Annotated in this window: 12 protein-coding genes and 1 pseudogene; 8 read left to right on the plus strand and 5 right to left on the minus strand. The window is 41.9% G+C overall.

The genetic code is table 11. The annotated features are described in order from the left end of the window. Positions 1–63 precede the first annotated feature (63 nt). A complete protein-coding gene (locus tag AC5YCI_RS06105; protein WP_496128582.1) occupies positions 64–309 on the minus strand; it encodes a hypothetical protein in 246 nt (81 codons plus the stop codon). 213 nt (positions 310–522) lie between these two features. Beyond that, the gene (locus AC5YCI_RS06110) at positions 523–1,749 is read right to left on the minus strand and encodes a pyridoxal phosphate-dependent aminotransferase (protein WP_496128581.1); all 1,227 of its coding nucleotides are present in this window, start codon (positions 1,747–1,749) and stop codon (positions 523–525) included. Positions 1,750–1,947: 198 nt separating this feature from the next. On the opposite strand from AC5YCI_RS06110, the gene AC5YCI_RS06115 reads away from it, so the two are divergent. Next, a complete protein-coding gene (locus AC5YCI_RS06115) occupies positions 1,948–2,127 on the plus strand; it encodes a hypothetical protein (RefSeq protein WP_496128580.1) in 180 nt (59 codons plus the stop codon). Between the two features lie 28 nt (positions 2,128–2,155). Here the strand turns inward: AC5YCI_RS06115 and AC5YCI_RS06120 are convergent, their stop codons facing one another. Together AC5YCI_RS06120 and AC5YCI_RS06125 are read right to left on the minus strand one after the other, a co-directional pair. Beyond that, entirely contained in the window at positions 2,156–3,592 is a 1,437-nt protein-coding gene (locus AC5YCI_RS06120; RefSeq protein ID WP_496128579.1) for a sensor domain-containing diguanylate cyclase, read from the minus strand. 81 nt (positions 3,593–3,673) lie between these two features. Further along, positions 3,674–4,453, minus strand: coding sequence for an A1S_2505 family phage non-structural protein (locus tag AC5YCI_RS06125; protein WP_496128775.1), 780 nt, complete (start codon positions 4,451–4,453; stop codon positions 3,674–3,676). 281 nt (positions 4,454–4,734) lie between these two features. On the opposite strand from AC5YCI_RS06125, the gene uvrB reads away from it, so the two are divergent. From uvrB to proB, 6 genes are all read left to right on the plus strand, one after another. Further along, a complete protein-coding gene (gene uvrB / locus AC5YCI_RS06130; RefSeq protein WP_496128578.1) occupies positions 4,735–6,756 on the plus strand; it encodes an excinuclease ABC subunit UvrB in 2,022 nt (673 codons plus the stop codon). A 77-nt stretch (positions 6,757–6,833) separates the two neighbouring features. After that, positions 6,834–7,370 (plus strand): lipocalin family protein, encoded by a 537-nt coding sequence (locus tag AC5YCI_RS06135; protein WP_496128577.1) that lies wholly within the window; start codon positions 6,834–6,836, stop codon positions 7,368–7,370. A gap of 88 nt (positions 7,371–7,458) precedes the next feature. Continuing rightward, positions 7,459–8,403, plus strand: a complete 945-nt coding sequence (gene rarD / locus AC5YCI_RS06140; RefSeq protein ID WP_496128576.1) for an EamA family transporter RarD — start codon at positions 7,459–7,461, stop codon at positions 8,401–8,403. Positions 8,404–8,655: 252 nt separating this feature from the next. Next, the gene (locus AC5YCI_RS06145; RefSeq protein WP_496128575.1) at positions 8,656–10,113 is read left to right on the plus strand and encodes a glyceraldehyde-3-phosphate dehydrogenase; all 1,458 of its coding nucleotides are present in this window, start codon (positions 8,656–8,658) and stop codon (positions 10,111–10,113) included. A 255-nt stretch (positions 10,114–10,368) separates the two neighbouring features. After that, on the plus strand, positions 10,369–11,583 hold the full coding sequence (cgtA, locus tag AC5YCI_RS06150) for an Obg family GTPase CgtA (protein WP_496128574.1): 1,215 nt from the start codon (positions 10,369–10,371) through the stop codon (positions 11,581–11,583). 25 nt (positions 11,584–11,608) lie between these two features. Beyond that, positions 11,609–12,742 (plus strand): glutamate 5-kinase, encoded by a 1,134-nt coding sequence (proB, locus tag AC5YCI_RS06155; RefSeq protein WP_496128573.1) that lies wholly within the window; start codon positions 11,609–11,611, stop codon positions 12,740–12,742. Positions 12,743–12,787: 45 nt separating this feature from the next. Here the strand turns inward: proB and AC5YCI_RS06160 are convergent. Then, positions 12,788–13,408 (minus strand): annotated as a pseudogene (locus tag AC5YCI_RS06160) (SIMPL domain-containing protein); the annotation flags it as partial. A 540-nt stretch (positions 13,409–13,948) separates the two neighbouring features. On the opposite strand from AC5YCI_RS06160, the gene AC5YCI_RS06165 reads away from it, so the two are divergent. Beyond that, positions 13,949–15,322 (plus strand): diaminobutyrate--2-oxoglutarate transaminase, encoded by a 1,374-nt coding sequence (locus AC5YCI_RS06165; protein WP_496128572.1) that lies wholly within the window; start codon positions 13,949–13,951, stop codon positions 15,320–15,322. Position 15,323 lies beyond the last annotated feature (1 nt).

Genomic DNA, 15,323 nt, shown 5'->3' on the forward strand with positions numbered 1-15,323 from the left:
TTTTATACTCATGATTTTTATTATGCTTTTAACTTAATGAAAATAAGCAGCTTTGGTCAAGTGTTAATGGCGTGACATATAAGTTTTGTCAAAGCTATCAAAATGACTTAATACTTTCATGCCAATGTGTTCACCCATCGCAGACGAGGCATGTTGATTATCGTCACTGACATCTAAGATATCTAAGTCGAGGCATAAGATCCTTGGACTTTGCACAATAATAAATTGCGGGGAATGCGGTTTTAAACACTTGGCAATATAGTGTTTAAGATTATGTTTGTGATAAACATCAATAACCTGATAACGCATAAAAGGCTCGTTATGGGAAAGATGGGGCTATCTTAGGCTGATGTGGCTGAGCTGAACAGCGAAATTACGTTGCAAAATATGTAGGCTTGGTAAATTTAAGTATTTATTTTTTAAAAACTCAGTTAAAAAATAAGCAGTTAATCTAAATGAAATCAATTGAAGCTAGCCAAAATATAAAAAACCCGCGACTGGCGCGGGTTTTTTATATTTAAATTATTTTTCAGCAGCAATTGAAGCAATCGCAGCGTCTACGCCTTCGATTGAATCAGCTGCTTTTTTGATACGTGCAAGCGCATCAACTAATACTTCGTCAGCTGTTGCATAAGAGATACGCATGAAACCGCCTAAACCAAATGCATCGCCAGGTACCACAGCAACGCCAGTTTCTTCTAATAACCATTCAGAGAATTCTGTGCAAGATTTTAAACCTTTAGCACGAATTAACGGACGGATGTTTGCGTATGCATAGAATGCACCGTCAGCAGGTAGGCAAGAAATACCATTGATGGCATTTAAACCGTTAACCACTAAGTCGTGACGACGTTTGAATGCTTCAATCATTGGCTCAAGCACGTCTTGAGGGCCATTTAATGCAGCTTCAGCAGCAACTTGCGAAATTGAAGTTGGGTTTGAAGTTGATTGAGATTGAATTTTCTTCATCGCACCGATAAGTTTTGCAGGGCCCGCTGCATAGCCAATACGCCAGCCAGTCATTGCATAAGCTTTAGATACACCGTTTAACACGATAACGCGGTCGTAAAGGTCAGGTGCAACGGTTGCGATGTTGTAGAACTCATCATCCCAACGGATTGGTTCGTACATATCATCAGAGGCAACAAAGACTTCTGGGTATTTACGCAGAACCTCAGCTAAGGCTTCTAGTTCTTCTTTGGTGTAGATCATACCTGTTGGGTTAGATGGGCTGTTGAGTACCACTAAACGTGTTTTGTCAGTGATTGCCGCTTCTAATTGTGCAGGGGTGATTTTAAAACGCTGTTCTTCACCGCATTTAACAATAACAGGTGTACCTTCAGCGATGATCACCATATCTGGATAGCTTACCCAGTACGGTGCAGGAATAATCACTTCGTCACCTTTGTTTAACAAAGCTAAAGCCAAGTTAAAGAAAGATTGCTTACCACCGCAAGATACCAAGATTTGGTTTGCAGCGTATTCTAAGTTGTTGTCACGTTTTAATTTGGCAATAATTGCTTTTTTGAGACCTGGCGTACCGTCAACAGCTGTATATTTTGTAAAACCATTGTTGATTGCTGCAATTGCGGCATCTTTGATGTGTTGTGGTGTGTCGAAATCAGGTTCGCCAGCGCCCAAACCAATCACGTTTTTACCCGCAGCTTTTAATTCTGCTGCTTTATTGGTCACAGCAAGAGTAGGGGACGGTTTGATACTATTTACACGATCAGAGAGACGTACGTCCACGGCAGTATTCCTTCTTATAGGGATTAAAAAATAAAAAGCATACTATCTTAGCCCAAAAATATTGCTTGTGCTGAAAAAAAAGAGAAAAAATGAAATTTAATTCGATATATCAAGCTTTTCTTTTGAAAAAGTTTAAGTCACTCGCATCAAAAGTAAAAAAACCTTAAAATAACGCTTAATTTGATATGAGCTGTTGTCATGACTAAGCAAACTGCTGTAAAAAAGCCGTTGGTAAATCTCCCATTTCCGACACAAACTGCGGAAGAAAAAGCCAAATTAGAAAAAGCACATAATGATGTGCGCCCTAAACCTGAACAATATGCTGACCGTACGTGGATGCCACCACGTGGTACACGTCGTTCAATGGGCAAACGTTAAAAAAAGCGCTCGATTGAGCGCTTTTTTTTTAGCCATTTTGACGTCTTTCATAACTCGGATTTTGTTGATAGTAGTGTTTTTTGTGTAAATACATATTTTGATCAGCGCGTTGTAGCATGCTGTGAATGCTCTCGTTGGGGTAGAGGGTGGCAGCCCCTAAAGAGACATTTAAACCATGCTGATATTGTTGTTGGTCGCGTTGTAACAGTTGCGTGAGCTGGGCTAAGTGTTGAGCCAACTGCGCTTGGTTGACTTCTGGCATTAATACAATAAACTCATCACCGCCTAAACGGGCCGCAAGGTACGGATAGCCCGCGATAAACCGCTGTAATAATTGACCGGCACGTTGTAATAATTGGTCACCTACCGCATGACCATATTGGTCATTAATGGGTTTTAAATGGTTTAAATCCAAGTAAATGCAAGACAAATCTTGAGGAGGTTGGCGCTCAAGTCGCTCTACTTCTTGCGTATAATAACCGCGGTTATACACGCCTGTTAAACTATCATGTTGACTTAAGTGTTCCAAAATATGTTCCGCCTGTTTTTGTGCGCTAATATCCGTTAGCGCAATTTGTAATAGTTGCCATTTAGGGTGGCTTGGGAAAATATTAAATTGCATATAAACGTGGCATGAACTGCCATCTAATCGAATAAAATAACTTTCTCCTTGTTGTTGTTCGGCACCTTGCCAAAGTGCCCATAATGACTGGCAAAAAAACTGTTTTAATGCCTCCTGCCAAAAAATCACATTTAAATTTTGTTTAAGGTGTTCAATATGATGCACCTGTATGAGGTCTAAAGCAGCCTGATTGGCCTTGATTAATTCAAGCTGATCTAAACAGCTACTAATCTGAGTTGTACACTCGGCTAAGGTGTGCTGTTGTAAATCGAGTTGTTCTAGGCACTGTTTAATGGCAGTGAGGTCGTATAGCAATAAGGCTGCTGGCGAGCTTTGAAATAAGGTTTCGGCAAGCTCACGATTTTTTGCTTCTAAACTTAAACTCTGTTGATAGGCACTAATATCTTCTGTAATAAAAAAAACTTTTGAGAAGTCATGCTGATGTTCGGGTAAAACGCAACCCCGGACTTGTAAATTTAAACGTTGGCCCTCTAAGGTATAGTGAATCGTGTCGCCAATAAATTCTAGCTGTCGTTGCCAGAGGGCCAGCAGCTGTGCGCTATGCCAAGGCACAATATCTTCACGAAAAATTTGAGTTAAATTGTTTTGCAGCTGATGAATATCTTGAGCTGCAAATAAATCTAAGGTTTTTTGATTAACGTCTAGAATTTTCACTGCACGAGCGCAGTGCAAGACTTCATCGGGGTGCTGTGCCAAGTAAGCCGCTAAATCGTTAATCCCTTGAGCGCGTAATTGATCCAGCCGTGCCAGTACTGGGCTAAAATCTTCAAGCCACATGGGGACTGGTGCAAGCGCAAAAATCACTGAATCAAAGCGTTCCATGAAAGTTCCAGTGCTATTGTTGTTATATAAAATTTATTTTACAGATATCTAGACTAGGGCTACAAAGCAAAACGTTGAAGATTAACATTTTGCTCTGTGCGCTGCTTTTGGTGGTGCAATTTCGCGACGTCCATGCCAAACATCCGCAAAATCTTGCTCATTGATGCCATAGAGTTCGAGTAAAGCCAAAATGACACCGCCAAATACCATAGGTGCTTCAGTTTTACGGTCAAAATCAAAAACTTTATTGTTTAGATTATGCAGAATATCAGCAATTTCAAAAACACGATCGCGTCCATTACTGTCAGTTGGGTACATTTGAGTGTTTAAAATAATCCGCGCCAAACTTTTTTCATTTTCAGAGAGGGCCAATACTTCAATGACATGCTCGCTATTTTCAGAAAAGATAATTCCATCGCGGAAAATAGTTTGTAAGAATTGCTGGCTCAGTTTGGGTAAGGCTTTTTCGACAAAAGGGCGGAAGGAGAGAGGGAAAATCACATTACGTGAAATGCCTTTAAACATCGGTGCAATTTCTTCTACGGTATAACCGGCAATCCCGCAGCCCACTGCTGTTAAAAAATATTTTTGTTTAGGATGATTTTTGGTGTAAATCTTGAAGTCATCCACATAGTGTTGAATTTGTGATAAAGGCATTTGCTGCAAATGTTCATTCATGGTGGGAATGGCAAAGCTCTGCCCAGACCAGCCTCGCCCGACACCCAAAAGTGCACCAAAATGTTCTACTGCAATCGCGGCGGCACCGCCATGATGTTTGCCAGCGAGGTTGCTACCAAACACAAATACCGTATCTTCAGGTAATGTTTTAACAATGCTTTCATCGTGATATTGGTAAGTCATAATGCTGCTTTTTGCGTCATATTTGAGTTTATGTTGCCCTTGAATAGGGAGGGGGTCAAGAGCTGAGTAAGAAAACACCTGAATAATCCTTAAATTAAACTGCAAGTAAATTTTTCAAGCAATTTTTTCAGGCTTTTCAAGTGATAGCAGGGCGTTGATATTTTTTTAAATCATATTGTAGCGTTTGAGATTCCCGTCATTTAGATACATTGTTGACATTGAGTATTTCGAGTTGAGTCCCATACAATACACGCTTATCTTTATCATAGTCTTCTTGTCTTATGCATGAACGTCAGCCGTTTCAACTCGTTACCGATTATCAACCTGCGGGGGATCAGCCACAGGCCATTGCCAAGCTGGTGCAGGGCGTGCAACAAGGCATGCATGATCAGTTACTACTTGGTGTAACGGGTTCAGGTAAGACCTACACGATGGCCAATGTCATTGCGCAAACCCAGCGTCCGACCATTATTATGGCGCATAACAAAACTCTAGCCGCACAGTTGTATGGTGAATTTAAAGCATTTTTTCCACATAATGCTGTGGAGTATTTTGTCTCTTATTATGATTATTATCAGCCTGAAGCTTACGTCCCCTCTTCGGATACCTTTATTGAAAAAGATGCGGCCATTAATGATCATATTGATCAGATGCGTTTATCGGCCACACGGGCTTTATTAGAACGCCGTGATGCGATTATTGTGGCATCCGTTTCTGCCATTTATGGTTTGGGTGATCCTGAAGCCTATATGAGTATGTTGTTGCATATTGTGCAAGGCGACCGTGTGCATCGTGATGAGATTATTCGTCGTTTAGTGGAAATGCAATATACCCGCAATGAACTTGAGTTCTTACGTGCTACCTATCGTATTCGTGGCGAAATTATTGATATTTTCCCCGCCGAATCTGATCAACATGCCATTCGTATTGAACTGTTTGATGATGAAGTTGATTCGATCCGTTGGTTTGATCCACTCACGGGTAAAATGGTAAAAAAAGTACCGCGTGTCACCATTTACCCTAAAAGTCATTATGTAACACCACGTAACCATCTTGAGCGTGCTATCGGTACCATTAAAGAAGAACTCAAAGAAAGACTCGAATTCTTCCGTGCCCATGACAAATTATTAGAAGCGCAGCGGATTGAACAGCGCACGCGTTATGATCTTGAGATGATGCAGCAACTGGGCTATACCAATGGTATTGAAAACTACTCACGGCATTTATCTGGGCGTCCTGCAGGTGAAGCACCGCCTACGCTCTTTGATTATGTACCTGATGACGCCTTACTGATAATTGATGAGTCACATGTGACGGTGCCACAAATTGGCGCCATGTATAAAGGTGACCGTTCGCGTAAAGAAAACTTAGTCAATTATGGTTTCCGTTTGCCAAGTGCTTTAGACAACCGACCCATGAAGTTTGAAGAGTGGCAGCGTATTACCCCACAAACCATTTATGTGAGTGCCACACCAGCCAAATATGAGCTTGAAAAATCTGAGCAAGTGGCCGAGCAGGTGGTGCGCCCAACAGGACTGGTCGATCCTGAAATTGAGATTCGTCCCGTACTGACTCAAGTCGATGATGTGCTGTCAGAAATTAATTTGCGTAAAGATTCTGATGAGCGTGTCTTGGTCACCACCTTAACCAAACGTATGGCAGAAGATTTAACCTCCTATTTAAAGGAATATGGGGTAAAAGTCGCTTATTTACACTCCGATATTGATACTGTAGAGCGAGTGAAGATCATTCACGAACTACGTACGGGTGTATATGATGTTCTGGTAGGGATTAACCTACTGCGTGAAGGTTTAGACATGCCTGAGGTATCCTTAGTGGCCATTTTAGATGCCGATAAAGAAGGCTTTTTACGTTCGGAACGTTCCTTAATTCAAACCATTGGTCGTGCTGCACGTAATTTAAAAGGCAAAGCCATTTTATATGCCGACCGTATCACCGATTCGATGCAAAAAGCCATCGATGAAACGGATCGTCGTCGCCGTAAACAAATTGAGTTTAATGAATTGCATGGCATCACACCACGTAGTGCCAAACGTCAAGTGATTAAAGAAATTGATACCGGTGAAGTGTTAGATGACGATCAAATTGAAGAAAATATCTCTGCACAAGCCAAAGCCTTAAATGCCGACGAGCAGCATCTATTGGCCAATCCAAAAGTCTTGGCCAAACATATGGCGAAACTAGAAAAAGACATGCTTAAAGCCTCTAAAGAATTGCAATTTGAACAGGCCGCACGTTTAAGAGATGAAATCTTGCGTTTAAAAGCGCAGATGCTGCAATAACTCTTTACATAACGCCACAGTCTTGTGGCGTTATTTTTGTTTAAGGTAGAAGCATTGGGCAATAGGGATATTGAACTATGCAACAAGCACAATTAATGTGGGCTTTAATATTATGTCTTGTGGTCAGCAGCGCCAAAGCACAGCCTTTGCATGCGATTTCTGACTTGCAGCTCGATCGTTATTTGGGGGTGTGGTATGAAATTGCACGTAAACCCTTTGCAGCACAAAAGCATTGTGATCAGGCTGCACGTAGTATTTATACTTTAAATGAAAATGGTCAGATGGCCATTGAACAACGTTGTCTTACGCGGCAAGGACGTCACTATCAACAAGTGGCGGAAGGATTTATTGCCAATCCACCGTTTAATTCAAAATTTAAAGTCAGTTATTTACCTGAAGCAGTGCGTTGGATTCCTGTATGGCGTGGTGATTATTGGGTACTCAAAATTGATGAAGACTATCAAACGGTGTTAATTGGTGAACCCAAGCGCCAGTATCTATGGCTATTGGCCCGTGAACCTGTGCTCAGTCCTAAAATTACCCAGCATTATTTAAATTATGCGGAGCAGTTAGGTTATAACTTAGATGACTTAATTTATAGTCAACATAAATAAAAGCACTTTTCGGGCCTTAAACTTCGGTTTATACCTAGGCTTTGACTATAATAGCGCGCTATGGCTTGGGTCTTGGGGAGAATAAACGATGTATAAGGGCGTGATGTTGTCAGTATTGGCATCGTTTACCTTTGGGGTCTTGTATTTTTACACTGAATTTTTAAAACCACTGGATAGTGAACAAACCTTCGCATGGCGCATGTTATCTACCTTGCCATTTTTAACCTTATTTATGTGGTGGAGTGGCGACCTAAACCGCGTGGCAGAGATCTTTAAACGTCTACTCAAACAGCCCCAGCTGATTTTTTGGCTGATCTTAAGTTCTTTTTTATGTACCACACAATTGTGGTTGTTTTTATGGGGACCTATTAATGGTCGGGGCTTAGAAGTATCTTTGGGCTATTTCTTGTTGCCTTTAGTGATGGTGCTAGTGGGCTGTGTTTTGTATAAAGAAAAACTCAGTGCTTGGCAAATTGCTGCGGTGGTGTTGGCGGTCATGGGTGTGTCGCATGAAATTTGGCGTATGGGACAAATTGCATGGGAAACCGCTTATGTCGCAGTGGCTTATCCTTTATATTTCTTTCTACGCCGTGTCTTTAAAACTGACCACTTAGGCGGTTTTTGGTGGGACTTAGCCTGTGTGATTCCGGTTGCAATTTATTTGGCGGCTTTTCATAGCAATAGTTTTGCAGTAATTGCGGATTTTCCACATTTAATTTGGGCGGTGATTGGTCTTGGTTTCTTAAGCTGCTTGGGCTTGGGGAGTTATATGCTCGCGAGTCGTTATTTACCTTTTGTGATTTTTGGTTTGCTTAGCTACTTAGAACCTGTGCTGTTGGCATTTGCCTCGATGATGCTCGGTGAGCGTATTGGTGCAGACGAATGGTTGACCTATGTACCGATTTGGCTGGCAGTGATTTTATTGGTGATTGAGGGAACCTTACACGTGACTAAGCAACAACAAAAGCAGCGTGCTTTGGCAAAAAATGTAGCCGCTTTTGAAACTCGTTTAGAGGAAAAACCACCTCAATAAGCATCTTTTAAGTTTTGAATGATTAAGCAGCACTTAGAGCGCTGCTTAAATTTTACTGAAAAATAACGTTTTTTTGCTTTTTAATAGCAAAATCATAAAAATAATTACAACTATTTTGCAATTTTATACTGAATATAGCGCAAAATCAGGCAAGCACAGGCAGCTTTTGATTCAAACTTTGGCAGAATTCCATTACAATTGTCGGGTTTTGAAATTTATGCCTAGATATACAATTAATTAGAGGACGTATCTGTGAGCAAAGAGACTATCATCGCCCTACATGCAGAGCACCAAGGTCGCTGGAAAAACCGTGAAGAACTTGCGGAACAAATGATCGCGTTAATCGGTCAGTTATACCGTGAAAAAAACATCGTGGTTTCAGTATTCGGTCGTTCTTTAGTTAACCGTTCTGTGATCCAGATCTTAAAAGCACACCGTCGTACTCGCGTACTTGACGTTGAACTTTCTGTTGTTAATACGTTCCCAATCATTGAAGCATTGGCGAAGTTAGACAACATCGGTACAGCTGAAATTGATCTAGGTAAACTTGCTGTTGAATTTGCAGCGCAAGGCGGCGACGTGAATGCATTCGTTGCAAACGCAGTTAAAGCAGCTGAAGGTCGTCCAACTGCTGTAGAAGGCAAAGACGTTGTACTTTATGGTTTCGGTCGTATCGGTCGTATCCTTGCACGCTTGATGATCAGCCAATCTGGTCTTGGTCGTGGCTTAAACCTAAAAGCAATTGTGGTACGTAAAACTGCAGATGGCGATTTAGAAAAACGTGCGTCTTTATTACGCCGTGACTCAATCCATGGTCCATTTGCTGGCACAATTTCTGTAGATGAAGAAAACGAAGCAATTATTGCCAACGGTCAATTCATCAAAGTGATTTATGCGGGTAAACCATCTGAAGTAGATTACACAGCTTACGGTATCAACGATGCATTAATCATTGATAACACAGGTAAATGGCGTGATGCTGAAGGTCTTGCTCAGCACTTAGAATGCCCAGGCGCTGCTCGCGTGATCTTAACTGCACCTGGTAAAGGTGACATGAAGAACGTGGTATTTGGTGTGAACCAAGCAGACATCTTAGATGAAGACAAAATCATCTCTGCTGCAAGCTGCACCACTAACGCGATTACACCAACACTTAAAGTATTAGAAGACAAATACAAAGTGTTAAATGGTCACGTTGAAACAGTTCACTCGTTCACTAACGACCAGAACTTAATCGACAACTACCATAAAGCAGACCGTCGTGGCCGTGCTGCAACACTAAACATGGTGATTACAGAAACTGGCGCGGCGAAAGCAGTTGCGAAAGCACTTCCTGCACTTAAAGGTAAGTTAACAGGTAACTCTGTACGTGTTCCTACACCAAACGTATCTTTAGCGATTTTGAACTTAACTTTAGACAAAGAAGTGGATCGTGAAGAAGTGAATGAGTACATTCGCCAAATCTCAATCAATTCAAGCCTACAAGGTCAAATTGGTTATACCAACTCGACAGAAGTTGTATCATCTGACTTTATCGGTTCACGCACTGCAGGTGTATTTGATGCGCAAGCAACAATCACTTCAGGTAACCGTTTAACCGCTTATGTTTGGTACGATAACGAAGTGGGTTATAGCTGCCAAGTATTACGTATTGCTGAACAAATGGGCGGCGTAAGCTACCCTAAAATTCCTGCGGAACAAACTGCATAAGTTGTAAAGTAAGAATAAAAAAGCGTCTCAGTTGAGGCGCTTTTTTTATGTTGAAATCAATGACGAGGCTGGTGCTCTTTGCTAGCCACATGATTCAAGCAAACTGATGGGGTAAAATAGGGGCGTTTCGCTAGGCTTTCAGCACTTAAAAATTAACGAAATGCAAAATACCTGCATTCTGGCTTAAATCTATTCGAGAAATTCTTTAAAATATGGCAGAATAGGCGGTTTTAAAGTTTTTAGAGGATTGGCAATATGCGCTTTGTTGATGAAGCAGTCATTACCGTAGAGGCTGGCGACGGTGGCAATGGCGTAGCCAGTTTTCGCCGTGAAAAATTCGTACCATTTGGTGGTCCAGATGGTGGTGACGGTGGTCGTGGCGGTAATGTCATTATTCAAGCTGACGAAAACACCAGTACCCTCGTAGATTATCGTTATACCCGTCGATTCCGTGCCGAGCGCGGTAAAAACGGTCGTGGCGCAAACTGTGCTGGTCGCGGTGGTGAATCTGTAGTGCTTTATGTGCCAGTAGGCACGACCATTGTTGATACCGAATCTGGTGACATTATTGGCGACTTAGTACAAAGTGGTCAAAGCGTAATCGTGGCACAAGGTGGTGATGGTGGTTTAGGTAATACACACTTTAAATCATCGACTAACCGTTCTCCACGTAAATGTACGCATGGTTTTAAAGGCGAATTCCGTGAAATTCGTCTGGAATTAAAAGTATTGGCGGATGTTGGCTTACTGGGTATGCCAAATGCGGGTAAATCAACCTTTATCCGTGCGGTATCTGCAGCAAAACCAAAAGTGGCAGATTATCCATTTACCACCATGGTCCCTAACTTAGGTGTAGTAGATGCCGATAGTCATCGTTCATTTGTGATGGCGGATATTCCGGGTCTGATCGAAGGTGCATCAGACGGTGCAGGTCTTGGTATTCGTTTCCTAAAACACCTTGCACGTACCCGTATCTTATTACACATTGTAGATGTTCAACCAATTGATGGTTCTGATCCTGCTTATAACGCGAAAGCGATTTTAAATGAGCTTGAGAAATTCTCCCCAACGTTGTCGAAATTACCAATTGTATTGGTACTTAACAAAGTCGATCAATTGGCAAGTGATACCCGTGATGAATGGTGTGACCATTTACTTGCAGAAATGCAGTGGACAGGTCCTGTCTTTAAAACGTCAGGTCTAACCTTTGAAGGCACCAAAGACGTTGTGTACTACCTGATGGATCAAATCGAATCACAACGTGAACGTGAAGTTGAAGATCCTGATTATGCAGCCGAAATGAAAGCCTTCCGTGATCAGCTTGAAGCTGAAACACGTGAGCAAACCATTGCTGCGAAAGAAGCGTATCGCGAAATGCGTCGTCAACAACGTCTTGCTGGTATTTTGGGCGATGATGAAGATGACGAAGACGATGAAGATAATGATGTGGAAGTGTACTACGTACGCTAACTGGTAAAACAAGTCTGAGGACAAGATGATAGAAGTGGTAGATGGGCAACGTCAGCTCAAGGATTGCAAACGAATCGTTGTAAAAATCGGATCATCTTTACTCACAGCAAACGGGCAGGGTTTAGATCTAGATGCTATCTCGCATTGGGCGGGACAAATCGCAGATCTACACAATGCTGGACACGAAATTATTTTGGTGTCATCAGGTGCTGTGGCTGAAGGGATGGTGCGTATGAAGCTTGACAGCCGACCCACAGATTTACCGAGTCTTCAGGCCTGTGCCGCCATTGGTCAAATGGGTTTGATTCAAACCTGGTCGAGTGTTCTTGAACAACATGAAATTCGTAGCGCGCAAGTGCTATTGACCCATGATGACCTAGCTGATCGTCGTCGTTACCTTAATTCATGTGATGCCTTACAGCATTTGATTGATTGGCGTGTGATTCCGGTCATCAATGAAAATGACACCGTATCTACCGATGAAATTCGCTTTGGTGACAATGACACACTTGCTGCCATGGTTGCAGGTCAAGTGCATGCTGATTTGTTGATTATTTTAACCGATCAAGAAGGCATGTTTGACGCAGATCCGCGTTCTAACCCAAATGCCAAACTGTTTACTACAGTACGTGCGATGGATGAGAGTCTGTTTGATATGGCAGGCGGTGGCGGGAAGTTTGGTCGTGGTGGTATGCTGACCAAAGTTCGTGCTGCACGTTTAGCGGCTAAATCAGGTTGTCCAACTTTAATTGCCAGCGGTGATAGTGACGCAGTATTGTCACGTTTAATGGCGGGTGAAATGCTTGGCACATTATTTATTACCGATGATGATCGTGTCACGGCACATCAGCAATGGTTAGCCGCACATTTACAAACCGCAGGTCGTTTGGTGATTGATGATGGTGCCATTAAAGCCATTAAAGACAATCATCGTAGTTTATTGCCTGTTGGTGTCAAAGCTGTGGAAGGGCATTTTGAGCGCGGTGATGTGGTGGAATGTGTCGATGCCCAAGGCCATCGTATTGCAGTAGGACGGGTGAACTTTAGTTCGCGTTCGGCTGAAATTGTTAAAGGTTTAGCCTCAGATAAAGTCTACCAAGTGTTAGGTGAAGCACGCTCGCTAGAGATGATTCATCGTAACCATATGGCGATTTACTAATATCAATTTAAAAAAATCCCGCCTTCGAGCGGGATTTTTTATGCCTTATTTAAATTGAATACTGCCATTGGCACTCACGCTAATCTTAGATTCACCTGCGGCAACTGTTTGTTCAGGCACGCCATCACTCGAGGCTTTGGCCATCATTGCCATACGTGGCATGGGTGCGCCATAATTGTTGGTATTTATGTTTAAGCTCACCAATTGATAGCCTGTTTTTTGCCATGCTTTACGCATGGTGTCAGCACGTTGTTGAAAGTTTTTAGAAGCTTCTAAGATTAACTCATTCTCAACTTTTTGACGCAGTTGCTCAGAGACTGCAAAATTAATCGCGCCAGTTTGTAACTCGGATTGCAACTCGCTAATCAGTTGGCTCATGGCTTTAAAATCAGTACTTTGTAAACGTAGTTCACTGCGTCCACGCCACTCTTTTAATTTACGATTATCAGGATCATAAATTGGGTAAGTGCTTTGTGCACCAGTTTCAATATTGACATGCGGATATTTTTTGGCCTGTGCCAAAGCTAAATTCATGGCGCTATTGATTTGAGTGGCCAGTTGATTGGGTTGTTTATGGGATTTTTCCACATATAACACGGCATGCATTTCGTCATTAGCCACTTGACGTTCAGCCTCAGCTTGTAAATTTACCACATTATAATTGAGCGGTTCTGCATGCAAGGTCGCCAAAGGTAAGCTTGCCACAAGGCTAAAAATCACCCATTTTTTCATCATCATTTTTACCATCATCCATTTTCGTACTGCAGTGAATATTAAAATTGCTTTGAGGAAAATTATGGCGTAATTTGTGGTAAGAATGTAAAGATTTAAACTCATTATGCATCTTGGATTATTTTAATAAGATTTTATAAAACAAAAGCTTAAAGTGGTTGAGTCGGTCTTTTAACTCCCAATTGAGTCGCAAAAAAAATATTCATCCATCGCTAGGGATTTCTTTCAACTGTCATAATGTGAGATGATAATTTAAGTCGTTGATACATGTGATTGTTTTTTTTCATGCATCTAGTCACGATTAAAGACTAAAAGTTATTTATTTTTTTTTTAAAATCTGTATCATCCGCCCTCTAGTTAGCAATTGCATCACCATGCACAAAACTCTAACTAGAACCTATAAAGCACCGAGTCAAAGGACCAAAAGTCACCAGACTTATTTCTTTCAACCCATATCAGAGATGGTAATTCGATATGAGCGTTACTTCAGTAAATCCTGCCACCAATTCCACAAACGAATACTACTTGACTCGCCAAAGTCAGATGGAATCGAATGTGCGTAGTTATCCACGTAAACTTCCACTTGCGATAGCGAAAGCACAAGGTTGTTGGGTTACCGATGTTGAAGGTACACAGTACCTTGATTGTTTAGCTGGGGCGGGTACCTTGGCTTTGGGCCATAATCACCCTGCAGTGATTCAAAGTATTCAAGACACACTTGCAAGTGGTCTACCATTACATACTTTGGATTTAACCACACCTTTAAAAGATGCGTTTACTGAAGCGTTACTTGAGCAATTACCTGGTGGCAAAGAAGAATATTGCTTACAGTTCTGTGGTCCATCTGGTGCAGATGGTACAGAAGCGGCGATTAAACTTGCAAAAACCTTTACAGGTCGTAGTTCAGTGATTAGCTTCTCTGGCGGTTACCACGGTATGACACACGGTTCATTGGCAATGACAGGTAACTTGTCTGCAAAAAATGCTGTGAATGGTTTAATGCCGGGCGTTCAGTTTATGCCTTACCCACACGAATACCGTTGCCCATTGGGTCTTGGCGGTGAAGCGGGTGTAGATGCTTTAACTTACTTCTTTGAAAACTTCATTGAAGATGTTGAAAGCGGTGTAACTAAGCCAGCAGCTGTGATTCTTGAAGCGATTCAAGGTGAAGGCGGTGTGGTAACAGCACCAGTAAAATGGTTAAAGAAAATCCGTGAAGTGACTGAAAAGCACAACATTGTCCTTATTCTTGATGAAGTTCAAGCGGGCTTTGCACGTTCAGGTAAAATGTTTGCCTTTGAACATGCGGGTATCGAACCTGATGTTGTGGTGATGTCTAAAGCAGTAGGTGGTAGCTTACCACTTGCAGTACTTGGTATTAAACGTAAGTTTGATGCTTGGCAGCCAGCAGGTCACACGGGTACATTCCGTGGTAACCAATTGGCGATGGGTACAGGTCTTGCAACGATCAAAACCATTAAAGAGCAAAACTTGGCACAAAACGCGCAAGAGCGTGGTGATTATCTACAAGCTGAATTGAAAAAATTAGCAGCGGAATTCCCATGTATCGGTAACGTTCGTGGCCGTGGCTTAATGATCGGTGTTGAAATTGTAGACGAGCGTAAAGCTGCGGATCATATGGGTTCTTTACCTGCTGATTCTCAATTAGCTGCGGCAATTCAAACGGCTTGTTTCAATAACCAATTGTTGCTTGAAAAAGGCGGTCGTAACGGTACAGTAATCCGTTTACTTTGCCCATTGATCATCACTCAAGAAGAATGTGTTGAAGTGATTGTTCGCTTCAAGAAAGCTCTTGCTGAAGCTCTAGTTGCTGTTCGAGGCGCGTAAT

The organism is Acinetobacter sp. CY17, assembly GCF_059515825.1.